Here is a 13828-nt window from a genome sequence, read left to right as displayed (position 1 = left end):
TCAGAAGCGTCAGATGAGTATAAGAGACAGGCGCCGGCCCGCCCGCCGCGCCGCACACGCCCGTCCGGCCGACAACTCCGCCGGAACGGGTGCCGGGCGCCCCCGGCCACGCAACTCCCGCCTCCTTCGACTGGCCCCGCGCACGGTGCGCGCCCGGATCGTGTGCCTGCTGGCGCTGCCGGTCGTCTCGCTCACCTCGCTGTGGGGCATCGCGGCCGTCAACACGATCAGCGCGGCCTTCACCCAGTCGCAGCTGCACGCCCTCGACGAGTCCGTCACGATGCCGCTCGACCAGGCCGTACTCGCGCTGGACCAGGAGCGTTCCGCCGCGGACGCGTATCTGGCCGCGGGCGGCACCGACCCGGGCACGCTGAACCAGCGCATCGCCGCGACCCGGGCCGCGGCCGGCCGTTTCACCGCCGGGGCCGAGCAGTCCGCGGCGGCCGCAGCGGACGTATCCGGCGAGCTGACGGCCCGTCTGAACGCGGTCACCAAGGCCTTCGACGCGCTCACCCCGGTGCGTACCGCCGTCGTCGAGCGCGCCACCTCGGCCGCCGCGGCCGACCAGACGTACGCCTCGGCCGTGGACGCGGCGTTCGCGGTGCAGTCCGCGCTGGCCGCAGCCCCCGGCGCGCCGGTCACCGCGCAGTCCGCGCTGGCCCTGGCGGAGGCGCGCGAGCAGCTGTCGCTGCAGGACTCCGCGCTGGCCGCGGGGTACGCCGCGAACACGCTCGGTCCGGCGCAGTACCGGCAGTTCACCGGCGCGGTCTACAGCGAGCGGGCGTATCTGGCCCAGGCCGCGATCGACCTGCCGGACCCGACCGCCGGCGCGGCCGGCGCCACGCTGACGAACATTCAGAACACTGTGCTGAGCGCGGGACCGGGCAAGAACGCGCTCGGACCCGGTCTGCAGGGCGTCTGGGCCGGGGCCGAGTCGAGCGTCTCGGGCGCCCTCGACCAGGCCCTGCGCACCGCGGCGGCGCCCGCGACGGTCAACCCGTACGGCAGGCTGCTGACCACGGGCTCGGGCTTCGGCGTCGTGCTTGGCCTGTTCGCCCTCGTCTTCAGCCTGCTGATCTCGGTCGGCATCGGCCGGCGGCTGGTGACGGACCTGGTCGGGCTGCGAGACTACGCCCTCGACCTGGCCGGGCGGCGGCTGCCGGAGACGATGGCGCGGCTGCGGGCCGGACAGGTGGTCGAGCCGCCGCAGCAGGCGCCGCCGCTGGACCCGGAGGCGGGCGAGCTCGGCCAGGTGGCCGACGCCCTCGCGGTCGCCTCGCACGCGGCCATGCGCGCGGCGGTGGAGCGGGCCGAGCTGGTCTCCGGGGTCTCCGGGGTCTTCCTCAACCTGGCCCGGCGCAGCCAGGTGCTGGTGCACCGTCAGCTGGCCCTGCTGGACGCGATGGAGCGGCGGATCGAGGAGCCCGACCACCTCGAGGACCTGTTCCGGCTCGACCACCTCGCCACCCGGATGCGCCGGCACGCCGAGGGCCTGATCATCCTGTCCGGGGCGACGCCGGGCCGGGCCTGGCGCCACCCGGTGCAGCTGACCGACGTGGTGCGCGCGGCCGCGGCCGAGGCGGAGGACTACCCGCGGGTGGAGGTGCGCCGGATGCCGCCAGCCCGCGTGGTCGGCCCGGTGGTCGCGGACCTGACCCACCTGCTGGCCGAGCTGGTCGAGAACGCCACCTCGTTCTCGCCGCCGCACACCCGGGTCGTGATCGGCGGCGAGCCGGTCGGATCCGGCTTCGCGATCGAGATCGAGGACCGGGGCCTTGGCATGAGCCCGGAGGCGCTGCGCGAGGCGAACCGGCGCATCGGCGAGTCCAGCGGCGACGACCTGTTCGACAGCGACCGGCTGGGCCTGTTCGTGGTCTCCCGGCTGGCGCGCCGGCACGAGATCCGGGTGAGCCTGTGCCCGTCGGCGTACGGCGGAATCACCGCGGTCGTGCTGATCCCCAGCGGCGTGATGCAGCCGCCCGGCGGCGAGGAGCGGGACGGCAAGGGCGTACGCGGCGCGCGCGATGCCCGGGACGAGCGCGAGGGGCGTGAGGGCCGCGACGAACAGTCCGAGCAGGCCACTGACACGCCGGCGGCGCCGCGGCCCGGGCCGAGGAAGCCCTCGACCGCGCCCGACGAGGAGACCCGGCGCGCGTTCGACGACCTCGATCTCGACCTCGAACTCGAATTCGGTCTGGGCCGTGGACGCGGCCCGCGGCCGGAGCCCGGGACGGACCGGCCGGAGCGGCCGGAACATCCGGAACGGCGGGAGCCGACCCGTCGGCCGAAGCCGCCGCGGCCGCCGGAGACCGAGCGCACGCCGACTGAGACACAGGACCCTGATCCGGCTGCCGGCCCGCACGACGGCGTCCGGGTGCCGCACGGCAACGGCCACCCCGTGCCCGCGGCGGAGGAGCTTTCCACGTCCTTCGACCTGCTGATCCCGCCGCCGGCCGTCCGGGCCGAGGACGGCGCAACCTCCAAGGCCCCGGTCGGCCCGGACGGGCTGCCGCACCGGGTGCGCCAGGCCAGCCTGGCCCCGCAGCTGCGGCGCGAGCCGGAAGGCCCGGCCCCGGCCCAGAGCCCCACCGCACCGCGCGCACCGCGCAGCCCGGAGCAGAACCGGGCCGCGATGGCCGCGTTCCAGCACGGATTCACCCGCGGCCGGGCCGACGGCCCGGCCGATCCGCCGCCGACCGCACCCACCGGGTCCGGGACTGACGCCCCGGCTCCCGCGGAGGCGGCGGACCACGACGAGAGAGGGGATGACACTCGGTGACCGGCACCACCACCAGTGAGGTCAACTGGCTGCTCGACGAGCTGACGGCGCGCACGCCGACCATCCGGCACGCTGTGATCCTGTCCACCGACGGCCTGGCCATCGCCTCCTCGCGAGGGCTGAACCGGGAGGACCGGGAGCACCTGGCCGCCGTCTCCAGCGGGTTCAACTCGCTGGCCAAGGGCGCCACCCGGCAGTTCGGGGCGGGCGCGGTACGCCAGAGCATGGTCGAATTCGAAGACGGATTCCTGTTCGTGGTCGCGGCCGGCGCCGGCGCCTGCCTGGCCGTGTTCGCCAACGCGGACAGCGACATCGGGCTCGTCGCCTACGAGATGGCCCGCCTGGTCAAGCAGGTGGGCGAGCACCTGTTCGTGCCGATACGCGAGGACTTCGCGCCCGACGGACGGCCGCAGGCGCCCTGATGACCGACCGCGCTTCGTGGTACGACGAACAGGCCGGGCCGCTGGTGCGGCTCTATGCGCTCACCCGCGGCCGGGCCCGCCCGTCGCCCGTGCTGCTCGACCTGCTCTCGCTGGTGACGGCCGAGGGCGATCCGGCCCGCGACCCGATGCTCAGCCCCGAGCAGGCCGCGGTCCTGACGCTGTGCCGGATCCGTCCGCGCTCGGTGGCGGACCTGGCCGCGGACCTCGACCTGCCGCTCGGGGTGACCCGGGTGATCTTGACCGATCTGCTCGACTACGGCCACATCCGGGTGACCAGACCGGTACGCCCCACGGCGTTGCCGGACGAGCGACTGCTCCAGGAGGTGATCGATGGACTACGCGCGCTCTGACCGCGCGGGCTTCGTAGCGCTGAAGATTCTGGTGGCCGGGGGGTTCGGCGTGGGCAAGACGACGCTGGTCGGCGCCGTGAGTGAGATTCGGCCGTTGCGCACGGAGGAGGCGATGACCACCGCCGGTGTCGGCGTGGACCGGATCGAAGGGATCGAATCGAAGAGCACGACGACGGTCGCCATGGACTTCGGCCGCATCTCGCTGCGCGAGGACCTGGCGCTGTACCTGTTCGGCACGCCCGGCCAGGACCGGTTCTGGTTCCTCTGGGACGAACTGGCCCAGGGCGCCCTCGGCGCGATCGTGCTCGCCGACACCCGCCGGCTGGCCGACTGCTTCCCCGCGGTGGACTACTTCGAGCGCCGGGAGGTGCCGTTCCTGATCGCGGTCAACCACTTCGACCGCGCCCGCCGCTTCGAGGCCGAACACGTCGCCCACGCACTCGACCTGGACCCGGACACCCCCGTGATCAGCTGCGACGCGCGGGAACGGGCCTCGGTCAAGGAGGTGCTGATCGCGCTGGTCGAACACGCCGGCCGACGCCACGCCGGCCGCGCCACCGCCTCGGCGGCGGGGTGAGGGCGGTAAAGGCGGTCAACAAGAAAGAGTCCTGACACCGGCCCGGAGGTCGGTGTCAGGACTCTTCTGGCGTGCGTCAGGACTCTTCGCCTGCGATGGGGCGTGCGGCGTGCGGGACGGCCCGCCGCCTCGGCCCCGCTACGCCAGCACCTCCTGCACCGGCCCCTCCCCCGCGCCCGCGAACAGGCCCGCGAGGGCCGAGCCGTCGGGGCTGCCGAGGCCGGTGCACGGGTCCCAGCCGGTGGTGGCGGAGTAGGCGCCGTTGCTGCCGCTGGTGACGTCCTGGAAGCCGCTCTGGGCCACGCCGGCGGCGGCGCCGGTGTAGAGGACGGTCTGGGCCAGGCCGAGCGGCTTGCCGGTCTGCTGGGCGATCCTGGCCACCAGGGCGGCCCACAGGGGCGCCACGGCGCTGGTGCCGCCGATGACGGCCTGCTGGCCGTCGACGAGGACCTGGTAGCCGCTCTCCGGGTCGGCGTTGCCGGAGACGTCGGGGACGCCGCGGCCGGTGGAGCCGGTGTCGGCGTTGCCGGGGACGCCGGCCTGGGCCTGCCAGTCGGGCACCGGGAAGAAGGCGCTGACGCCGCCGCCGGTGGCGCCGCCGCCCGCGGAGGAGTCGTCCCAGACCGTCTCCCCGGCGTAGGCGCCGGCCGCGTCCACGGTCAGGCGGGTGCCGCCGCAGGCGAGTACGTGCGGGCTGGAGGCGGGGAAGTCGCAGTGCGTGTTGCCGTCGCTCTCGCCGTCGGCCGAGCCGTTGTCGCCGGCCGCGACCAGCACGGTGACTCCTATGGCGGCCGCGTCGGCGCAGGCGGCGTCGAGGGCCTGGCGGGACTGCGCGGTCCAGGAGTCCTCAGGGCCGCCCCAGCTGATCGAGATCGCGGCCGGGGTGGGGGTGGCGTGGGTGGCCTCGGTGACGGCGTCGACGAAGCCCTGGTCGGTGTTCGGGGCGAAGTAGACCGCGTACGCGGCGCCGGGGGCGAGCGCGCCGGCCACCTCGATGTCGAGCTGCACCTCGCCGTCCGGGCCGTCGGCGGAGCCGGTGGGCGCGTTGGAGCCGCCGTCGACCGGGACCGCGGTGACGCTCGGCGCGGTCACACCGATGCTCTGGAAGTACTGCGCCAGCCCCGCCTCGTCGTACCCGCCGCCGAGTTCGATCAGTGCGACGGTGCGGCCGCTGCCGTCGTAGCCCTCAGGGAACTGATAGGCGGTGCCGACCTGGAGCGGGGTGTAGGAGACGGACTCCCCGGCCTTCATCGGGCGGATCCGGAAGTGGGCCATGGCCTGCGGCCGGGTGTCGAGGCCGAGCACGGCGACGGTGGCGTGGGCGATGGACTCGGGGACGGTGAGCGCGCCGGTGCGGTAGCGGTACTGTTCCGGCTCGGCGTGCGCGCTGCGGCCGCGGGCCTGGTGCAGCGCGGTGTCGAAGACCTCGGAGAGCAGCGCGACGGTGCCCTCGACCTGGATCCGGCGCGAGCCCGGGTCGGCCAGCACGACCCGCAGACCCGCCTCCTCCAGCCGCGCGCGTACGTCCTCGAACTCGACCGGGTCGGCGCCGTGCAGTTCGCGCAGCTGCTCCAGGGTGATCACCGCGGCGCCCGCGGGCGGCAGTGGCGTGCGGCGGCGCAGGAACACCGTGACCCTGGCGGTTTCGGCCGGGTCGGCCGGTCCGAGGATCTCGACGTGGGCGAGCGGGGAACGGCGTGATGCTTCGAAGCTCATACGTCCTTGATACTCGTCCGGCGCGCTGATCACACCGCAACTCGGCGAATTCGGCGCGTCCGTCGGATCAGTGGGCGATCGCTCACCGGACGAGTATCGACGTGGGCTGCGTGCCCGGGCGCGGTGCCCGGGCTCAGGCCGCCGCCATGGCCCTGGCCAGGGCGAGTTCGAGCACGATGATGAGGCTGTCGCGGACCGAGTCGGGGTTGCGGGCGTCGAACTCGATGACCGGCACCCCCGGTTCCACGTCGAGGGCCTCGCGCACGGCGTCCAGCGGATGCGAGGCAGCCCCGGCGAAGCGGTTGACGGCCACCGCGAACGGCATGGTGCGCCGCTCGAAGTAGTCCACCGCCGGGAAGCAGTCCTCGAGCCTGCGGCTGTCGACGACCACGAGCGCGCCGAGCGCGCCCTCGGTCACGTCGTCCCACATGAAGCCGAAACGGTCCTGTCCCGGGGTGCCGAACAGGTAGAGCTTGAGGGTCGGGTCGAGCATCACCGAGCCGAAGTCCATGGCGACGGTGGTGGTGGTCTTGTGCGGGGTCATCGACAGGTCGTCGACCCCTGCCGCCACCTCGGTGATGGCGGCCTCGGTGGTGAGCGGGGGCACGTCGGAGACCGAGGCGACCGCGGTGGTCTTGCCGACGCCGAAGCCGCCGGCGATGACCATCTTGACCGGCATCGGGGCGGGCGCGGCGTCCGCCTGCGCGCGCTGGCCTGCTTGGAAGTCCATGGGCGAACCTATGCTTGCTCGGGACGGCTGCGGGTCGGGGTGGGTGGTGTTCGCAGCGCGGGCCGCCGGGAACCGGCGTCAGGCCCGGCCGGCGCCGGTGGGTATGGCTCGTAGCCCATTGATGACCCTTCGCAGGACGTCGACGTCGGTGGAGAGTGCGGTCTGCGGCTCGTGCACCGCGAGGAACCGCCCGGCCCGCAGGTCCCCCGCCAGGACCCGGACCACGTTCAGATGCAGGCCGAGGCGCACCGCGAGTTCGGCCAGGGACAGCGGGGTACCGCAGGCCTCGACGATCGCGCGGCGCTCGAAGGCCAGGGCCCCGAGCTGGTGCAGACCCTCGGTGGTGGCGACCACCTGGGTCTCCATCGGCAGTTCCGCACCGGCGGCCACGACCCGGCCCTCGGTGAGCAGGAACGGTCTGACCGCGCCGGGTCCCGACCCCTCGCGCGGTCCGTTCGGGCGTGCGCCCCCCGGTCTCGCGCCGTCCCCCGCCGGCCGGCTCATGTGGTCACTCCGGCGGCGGTCACCGAATTCTTCAACTCCATGATCAGCTGCGGGCTGAGCACGGCGCCGACCCGGTTGCCGAACAGCGTCATCTCGTACGCGACGTTGCCCAGCTTCGCGTCCTTCGCGGTGACCACCCCGAGCACGCAGCCGCTGCCGATGGTGGACACCAGCAGGTGGCCGTCCTCCATGTCGATGATGACCTTGCGCAGCTGGCCGAGCCCGTAGTGCCCGGCGGCACCGCCGGCCAGGCTGGTCAGGCCGGAGACGATCGCGGCCAGGCGCTCGGACGAGGCCCGGTCCTCCGGCCGCGAGACCGCGATCAGCAGGCCGTCCGAGGAGACCGCGATCGCGTCCGCGACCCCGGCCGTCTCGGCCGCGAACCGGCTGACCATCCAGGTGAAGTCGGCCGCGGCGGTGCGCAGGTCGGTGCTGGCTTCGGGCGTCTGACTGGGGCTCATCACGGCCGTAATCCTTCCGGTTCGTCACTGGCGCGGAGCGGGGAGAGGTTCTGCGCCGACACGCGCAGGGCCTCCTCGACCCCGGCTTCGAACTCTTCGACGGCCGCGCGGGCGGCCTCGGCGTCGAGTACGTGCGCGGGGGCCGTGGCGGCCGAGGCGGAGGGTGCGGGCTCGTCGCGCAGCGCGGCGTTCGCGCGGGTGCGGCGGGGCAACGCGGTCAGGACGGCGTCGGGCGCTGAGCCCTCGGCCGAGGCGGGCAGCTGGGCCGTGCGGCGGCGCGGCAGCAGCTCCGGGACGACGGCGGGCACGGGGGCGTCGTCCGGCGCGGGGCGCGGGCGGCGCACCGGCAGGACGCCGGGCTCGGCCTCGGGCTCGCGGCGCACGTCCGGCGCGCGCAGCTCCTGGGTGGCCACGCTCGCGTTCTGCTCCGCGGTCGCGCGCTGCTCGGGCAGCGCCGGAGCCACCGGCGGGGCGCCGCGGGTCGGGCCGCGCCGGCGCAGCGGGGGCTCGGGGGCGTCGAAGGCGAGCAGGTCGGGGCCGATGTCCAGGCGCACCGTGACGCCGCCGCCCGAGGTCGCGTTCAGCCGCACCCCGATGCCGGAGCGCCGGGCCAGGCGGCCGACCACGAACAGGCCGAGCACCTTGCTGGGGGCCAGGTCCAGCCGTTCGCGCCGGACCAGGCGGGCGTTCTCCTCGGCCAGGCGCGCGGCGGTCATGCCGACGCCGTGGTCCACGATCTCCACCACGGCGGTGGCGCCGACCGGGCGCACCGCGATGTCCACCGAGGAGGTGGCCGGGGAGAAGGAGACCGCGTTCTCGACGAGTTCGGCCACGATCAGGGTCAGGTCGCCGACCGCGGCGGGCGAGACGGTCACGTCGCCCTCGGCCGACAGGACCACGCGCTGGTAGCCCTCGACCCGGCCGACGGCGCTGCGCACCACGTCGGTCAGCCGCAGCGGGGCGTCGGCCAGGCCCGGCTCGGTCTCGCCGGACAGCAGCATGAGGCTGTCCGCGCCGCGCTGCAGCCGCACCGCGAGGTGGTCGATCCGGTAGAGCCGCTCCAGGACGGAGGGGTCGGTCTCCTCGCGCTCGGCCGCGTCGATCAGGGAGAGCTGGCGGCCGGTCAGGTTGTGGATGCGCCGGCCCACGTTGCCGAACATCTCGGCGGTGTTGTGGCGCACCGCCATCTGCCGCTCCAGCACCCGGGAGGCGGTGTCCTGGACCCGGTTGAACGCCTCGGCCAGGTCGCCGAGCTCGTCCCGGCTGAGCGCGGGGATGGTCTCGAACACCGGGGCCGCGCCGGGCTCCCCGCCGTCGTCCTCGTCCGCGACCCGCTCGAGGTCGGCCCGGGTGACGTCGGCGATCTGCCGGGCGGCCCGGGTGAGCCGGAGCATCGGGAGCACCAGCGAGCGGCGGACCCTGATCTCGAGCACGACCAAGAGCAGCAGCATGAGCGCGGCGGCGGCCAGCAGGCCGGCCGCGTACCACTCCTCGAGGTGCGCCTCGTGCCGGGCGGAGGCGACCACGTCGGTGGAGACCTGCGCCTCCATCTGGGCCCGGTCGCGGGCCACGGCGACCGAGGCCTGCCACAGGCCGAGGCTGCCGGAGTCGCCGAACTGGTCGGTCAGCAGCACCTCGTCGACGTTGAAGCCGGGGTCGGAGTGCGAGAGCAGGCTCTCCATGTCCCGCTCGACGCCGTCGATGTACTGCGCGTCGTCGGCCCCGACCACCTGGTCGTACAGGCTCGCGTCGGTGCCGGTGGCCAGGCCCTGGAAGCGGGCTCCCTCGTTCTGGCTGAAGCCGTATTCGCGCTCGACGATGCTCAGGTCGGCCCAGTCGAGCGAGGCCGCGTCCGCGCCGGTGCCCTGCTGCAGCTGCCCGGCCTGCTGGGCCTGGTCGGCGTTGTCGGTCATGGCCAGCAGACCGATCTCGCGCTCGTGCTCGGTCAGGTCGGTCATGTACAGGAAGTCGAGCTCGGCCTCGTCGAACGCCGCGGTGCCGCCGTTGGCCGCGAGCGCGTCCATGCCGATGGCGCTGTAGAGGTCGTTGATCGCGGTGTCGTACGAGGTCTGCACCAGGCCGCTGTTGCCCACGCTCGGGTGCATGGCCACCGCGCGTGCCCCGTTGGGCAGGGTGGCCAGCCACTTCTCCTCGGACAGCGCCTGGCTCAGCGAGGATCCGGGCTGCGGGCCGACCTGCGCGTTGAGCTGCGCGGCGGCCTGGTCGGTGCGGGCCGCGGCGGTGCGCATCTGGGTGAGCGCGGCGGAGACCGAGGACGCGGAGCCCGGCACGGCGCTCATGCCCTGCAGGCCGAGCGCGATCGTCTGCTCCGTCTCGAGCGCGTTGATCAACATCGTGATCTGTTCGGCCCGGGCCATCGCCTGGGCCGCGGCGGTCCAGTTCCTGGCCGCGTCGAACTGGGTCCAGGACAGCGGGATCAGCGCCAGCAGAACGCCGGCGAGAGGTGCGGCCACCAGGATGTCGAGCTTGCGCCGGAACGGCACGGCCTCGAGTCGGCCGCCACCCGTCCGGTGGGCTCGGCCCGCTCCGCCCTCCGCGCGCACGGCCACTGACGCCTCCACCCTGAACGCTGACACGGTGCGGCCCATTGAACAGACCTTGGATCTGGAACGTGGGGAACAGTATCGAATCAAACGGGCCGTTGTCACCGCCGGGACCTCGGCCGTCTCAGCACCCTGGCGTCGGTGCGAGCTCTCCATATGTCAGTGAGCTGGGACTGGACGCCGCCCGGCGGCGGCCGGACCTCGGGAACGTGCCGATGCAAAGTTTTCGTTAACCCGCATCCAGATCCGGTCCGCGGCCTCGGCCCGGGCCCCGGGCCGCCGCGGGCACGGCCGCGCGACCGCCCTCGGCGCAGATCAGGGCACTGATCGCGAAGGCGGCCGAAAACATGATCAGAACGCTGCGACGTCGCCGACTACCACGAGCGCCGGCGGGGTCACCTCGGCCGCCGCCACCGCGTCGGCCACCTCGGCCAGCACGGTGCGCACGGAGCGCTCGCCGGGCCGGGAGCCGTCCTGGACCACCAGCACCGGGGTGGCCGGGTCCTTGCCCCCGGCCAACAGGGCGTCGGCGATGGCGCCGATCCGCTCCACCGCCATCAGCAGCACCAGGGTGCCGCGCAGCCGGGCCAGGGCGGCCCAGTCCACCAGGGACTTGGGGTGCCCGGGCGCGACGTGCCCGGAGACCACGGTGAACTCGTGCGCCACGCCCCGGTGGGTGACCGGCACCCCGGCCAGGGCGGGTACCGAGACCGCGCTGGTGAGCCCGGGCACCACCGTGACCGGCACGCCCGCGGCGGTGCAGGCCTCGACCTCCTCGTAGCCGCGGCCGAACACGAACGGGTCCCCGCCCTTGAGCCGCACCACGAACTTCCCGGCCTTGGCCCGCTCCACCAGGATCCGGTTGATCTCCTCCTGCGCCATGGCCCGGCCGTAAGGGATCTTCGACGCGTCCACGATCTCGACGTCGGCGGGCAGCTCGTCGAGCAGGCCGAGCGGGGCGAGCCGGTCGGCCACCACCACGTCGGCCTCGGCCAGCAGCCGCCGCCCGCGCACGGTGATCAGGTCGGGCTCGCCCGGGCCGCCGCCGACCAGGGCCACGCCCGGGGTGCGGTCGCGGAACCGGGGCGCGGCCAGCTTGCCCTCGCGCAGGCCCTCGAGCACGGCGTCGCGCACCGCGGCGCTGCGGCGCGGATCGGCCGTGCCGGCCCCGGAGCTGAGTACGGACACCAGTACGCCCGCGTGCCCGCCGACGGCCGGGGTCCAGGCGGTGGAGGCGGCCGCGTCGTCCGCGCGGGAGCAGAAGACCCGGTTCGCCTCGGCCTCGGCGGCCACGGCCGCGTTGACCTCGGGCAGGTCGGTGGCGGCCACCGCGTACCAGGCCTCGGCCAGATCGCCCGGCCGGTAGGCGCGCGCGGCCCACTCTATGTGTCCGTCGGTGATGTAGCCCTCGACCGCGGCGGTGACCTCCGGCGCGACCACCCGCACCAGCGCCCCGGCCCGCAGCAGCCCGGCGATCCGGCGCGCGGCCACCCGGCCGCCGCCGACCACGACCACGCGGCGTCCGGTCAGGCGCAGGCCGAGCGGGTAGACCTCGCGGGACGAGGCGGGCGGGGTGGCCGGATCCGGCGCGGCGGACGCGGCGTCAGGGGTGCTCACGGGCTTCGGTCCCTTCTTTCGGGATGACACCTCGAGCATACTCAGCGCTGGTTTCGGGGGGATGTCCGATGCGCGCACCGCGCAACCCGCCCGTCACACCGGGCCCGGCAACACGCCCGTCACACGCCGCGCCGCATCCGGCGCGGGCCGCGCCCGCGCCGGGACCGTGCCGGTGCCGTCAGTGCCGCTCCCGCTCGGTCGGGGAGACCACGGACGCCGAGGCGTCGGCCACGCCCGCGGAGTCGAAGGTGGCCACCTCGCGCAGGGCCCGGACGGCGGCGGCCACCAGCGGCAGTGCGAGCACCGCGCCGGAGCCCTCGCCGAGGCGCAGCTCGAGGTCGATCAGGGGGTGGATGCCGAGGGCCTCGAGCGCCAGCGCGTGGCCGGGCTCGGCGGAGCGGTGGCCGGCCACACAGGCCGCCGTCGACTCCGGCGCGATGGCCTGGGCCACCAGCGCCGCCGCGCCGGCGATCACGCCGTCCAGCACGACCGGCACGCGCAGCGCCGCGCCGCCGAGGATGAATCCGGCCAGCGCCGCGTGCTCGAGCCCGCCGAACGCGGCCAGCACGCCCACCGGGTCCTGCGGATCCGGCCGGTGCAGCTGCAGCGCCCGGCGCACGATCTCCACCTTGTGCGCGTAGGTCTGCTCGTCGATGCCGGTGCCGTAGCCGGTGACCTGCGCCGGGGAGGCGCCGGTGAACGCGGCGATCAGCGCGGCCGAGGCGGTGGTGTTGGCGATGCCCATGTCGCCGGTGAGCAGGCAGCGGTTGCCCGCGGCCACCAGGTCGCGGGCGGTCTCGATGCCCGCCTCGATCGCGGCCACCGCCTCCTCCCTGGACATCGCGGGGCCCTGGGTCATGTCGGCGGTGCCCATCCGGACCTTGCGCGGCACCAGGCCCGCGGCGTCGCCCAGGTGCGCGGCCACGCCCACGTCGACCACGCACACCTCGGCGCCGACCTGCTTGGCGAAGGCGTTGACCACGGCGCCGCCGGCCAGGAAGTTGGACACCATCTGCGCGGTGACCTCCTGCGGCCAGGGGGTCACGCCCTGGGCGTGCACGCCGTGGTCCGCGGCGAACACGGCCAGCGCGGCCGGCTCCGGCATCGGCGGCGGGCACTGCCCGCTCAGGCCGGCGAGCTGCTCGGAGACGGTCTCGAGCATGCCGAGCGAGCCCGGGGGCTTGGTCATCCGGCTCTGCCGGTCGCGGGCGGCCGCGGCGGCCTCCTCGTCCAGGCCGCGCACCGCGTCCACGGTCGCGTCGAGCAGCGAGACCGGCTCGCCGCCGGGCATCGCGCGGTTGCCGAAGTCCTCCTCGTGCACGGCCCAGGCCAGCGGCCGGCGCTTGGCCCAGCCGGCGCCGGACAGCTCCGGCTCGCCCGGGAACCGGCGCACGTAGCCGACGCACAGGTACGCCACGATCTGCAGGTGCGGGGGTACCCCCAGGGTTTCGGCGAGCTCACGCTCGTCGAAGAAGGAGACCCAGCCCACGCCCAGGCCCTCGGCCCGCGCGGCCAGCCACAGGTTCTCCACCGCGAGGCAGGTGGAGAACGGCGCCATCATCGGCTGGGTGTAGCGGCCCAGGGTGTGGCGCCCGCCCCGGGTGGGGTCGCAGGTGACGACGATGTTGACCGGGGTGTCGAGGATCGCCTCGATCTTGAGCGCGGCGAAGGCCTTGGCCCTGGCCTTGGGCAGCGAGGCCGCGTAGGCACGCCGCTGCCGGTCGGCCAGGTCGTGCACGGCCTGGCGGCGGTCGGTGTCGCGCAGCACCAGGAAGTCCCAGGGCTGGGAGAAGCCGACCGACGGAGCGGTGTGCGCGGCCTCCAGGATCCGGGTGAGCACCTCGGTGGGGATCTCGTCCGGCAGGAAGTCGTTGCGGATGTCGCGGCGCTCGTGGATGACCCGGTAGACGGTCTCGAGGGCGTCCTCGGTGTAGCCGGGGGCGCGGTCGCGGGTCTCCGCGGCCACCATCTGCGCGGTGACCTCCTGCGGCCAGGGGGTCACGCCCTGGGCGTGCACGCCGTGGTCCGCGGCGAACACGGCCAGCGCGGCCGGCTCCGGCATCGGCGGCGGGCACTGCCCGCTCAGG

11 protein-coding genes are annotated in these 13828 nt (G+C 74.7%); 4 read left to right on the top strand and 7 right to left on the bottom strand.

The genetic code is table 11. The annotated features are described in order from the left end of the window. Positions 1–13 precede the first annotated feature (13 nt). The 4 genes from KDL01_RS47110 to KDL01_RS31655 are packed head-to-tail and all read left to right on the top strand — an operon-like array spanning position 14 to position 4149. Positions 14–2779 carry a nitrate- and nitrite sensing domain-containing protein gene (locus KDL01_RS47110; RefSeq protein ID WP_212532340.1) on the top strand — a complete coding sequence of 922 codons (2766 nt, stop codon included), beginning with the start codon at positions 14–16 and terminating at the stop codon, positions 2777–2779. Continuing rightward, entirely contained in the window at positions 2776–3201 is a 426-nt protein-coding gene (locus KDL01_RS31665) for a roadblock/LC7 domain-containing protein (protein ID WP_307846708.1), read from the top strand. Before KDL01_RS47110 ends, KDL01_RS31665 begins: the two co-directional genes overlap by 4 nt. After that, the gene (locus KDL01_RS31660) at positions 3201–3572 is read left to right on the top strand and encodes a DUF742 domain-containing protein (RefSeq protein WP_212532339.1); all 372 of its coding nucleotides are present in this window, start codon (positions 3201–3203) and stop codon (positions 3570–3572) included. The genes KDL01_RS31665 and KDL01_RS31660 overlap by 1 nt, the downstream gene beginning before the upstream one ends. After that, entirely contained in the window at positions 3553–4149 is a 597-nt protein-coding gene (locus KDL01_RS31655) for a GTP-binding protein (protein ID WP_212532338.1), read from the top strand. The genes KDL01_RS31660 and KDL01_RS31655 overlap by 20 nt, the downstream gene beginning before the upstream one ends. Positions 4150–4287: 138 nt before the next feature. Here KDL01_RS31655 and KDL01_RS31650 read toward each other — a convergent pair whose 3' ends face one another. From KDL01_RS31650 to cobT, 7 genes are all read right to left on the bottom strand, one after another. Beyond that, a complete protein-coding gene (locus tag KDL01_RS31650) occupies positions 4288–5865 on the bottom strand; it encodes a S53 family peptidase (protein WP_212532337.1) in 1578 nt (525 codons plus the stop codon). 133 nt (positions 5866–5998) lie between these two features. Continuing rightward, positions 5999–6595 carry a GTP-binding protein gene (locus KDL01_RS31645; protein WP_246577282.1) on the bottom strand — a complete coding sequence of 199 codons (597 nt, stop codon included), beginning with the start codon at positions 6593–6595 and terminating at the stop codon, positions 5999–6001. 78 nt (positions 6596–6673) lie between these two features. Beyond that, complete coding sequence (locus KDL01_RS31640) at positions 6674–7099, bottom strand: DUF742 domain-containing protein (protein WP_212532336.1); 426 nt, start codon at positions 7097–7099, stop codon at positions 6674–6676. After that, positions 7096–7560, bottom strand: coding sequence for a roadblock/LC7 domain-containing protein (locus KDL01_RS31635; RefSeq protein ID WP_212532335.1), 465 nt, complete (start codon positions 7558–7560; stop codon positions 7096–7098). Before KDL01_RS31635 ends, KDL01_RS31640 begins: the two co-directional genes overlap by 4 nt. Further along, positions 7560–10157, bottom strand: a complete 2598-nt coding sequence (locus KDL01_RS45565; RefSeq protein ID WP_212532334.1) for an ATP-binding protein — start codon at positions 10155–10157, stop codon at positions 7560–7562. Before KDL01_RS45565 ends, KDL01_RS31635 begins: the two co-directional genes overlap by 1 nt. 318 nt (positions 10158–10475) lie before the next feature. After that, positions 10476–11780, bottom strand: a complete 1305-nt coding sequence (cobA, locus tag KDL01_RS31625) for a uroporphyrinogen-III C-methyltransferase (protein ID WP_212532333.1) — start codon at positions 11778–11780, stop codon at positions 10476–10478. Between the two features lie 139 nt (positions 11781–11919). Further along, the coding region (gene cobT, locus KDL01_RS31620; protein ID WP_212532332.1) for a nicotinate-nucleotide--dimethylbenzimidazole phosphoribosyltransferase at positions 11920–13828 on the bottom strand (1909 nt) is incomplete at its 5' end.

Origin of the sequence: Actinospica durhamensis, from assembly GCF_018139695.1 — a bacterium.
Lineage (GTDB): Bacteria > Actinomycetota > Actinomycetes > Streptomycetales > Catenulisporaceae > Actinospica > Actinospica durhamensis.
The sequence above is the reverse complement of the archived record's forward strand: the minus strand, read 5'-3'. Positions and strand labels throughout refer to the sequence as shown.

Bases quoted from the DNA above. Each gene is read 5' to 3' on its own strand.
- KDL01_RS31660 (WP_212532339.1), top strand. From the start codon at position 3,201: ATGACCGACCGCGCTTCGTGGTACGACGAACAGGCCGGGCCGCTGGTG.
- KDL01_RS31635 (WP_212532335.1), bottom strand. From the start codon at position 7,560: ATGAGCCCCAGTCAGACGCCCGAAGCCAGCACCGACCTGCGCACCGCC.
- KDL01_RS47110 (WP_212532340.1), top strand. From the start codon at position 14: ATGAGTATAAGAGACAGGCGCCGGCCCGCCCGCCGCGCCGCACACGCC.
- KDL01_RS31640 (WP_212532336.1), bottom strand. From the start codon at position 7,099: ATGAGCCGGCCGGCGGGGGACGGCGCGAGACCGGGGGGCGCACGCCCG.
- KDL01_RS31650 (WP_212532337.1), bottom strand. From the start codon at position 5,865: ATGAGCTTCGAAGCATCACGCCGTTCCCCGCTCGCCCACGTCGAGATC.
- cobA (WP_212532333.1), bottom strand. From the start codon at position 11,780: ATGCTCGAGGTGTCATCCCGAAAGAAGGGACCGAAGCCCGTGAGCACC.
- KDL01_RS31645 (WP_246577282.1), bottom strand. From the start codon at position 6,595: ATGGACTTCCAAGCAGGCCAGCGCGCGCAGGCGGACGCCGCGCCCGCC.
- KDL01_RS31655 (WP_212532338.1), top strand. From the start codon at position 3,553: ATGGACTACGCGCGCTCTGACCGCGCGGGCTTCGTAGCGCTGAAGATT.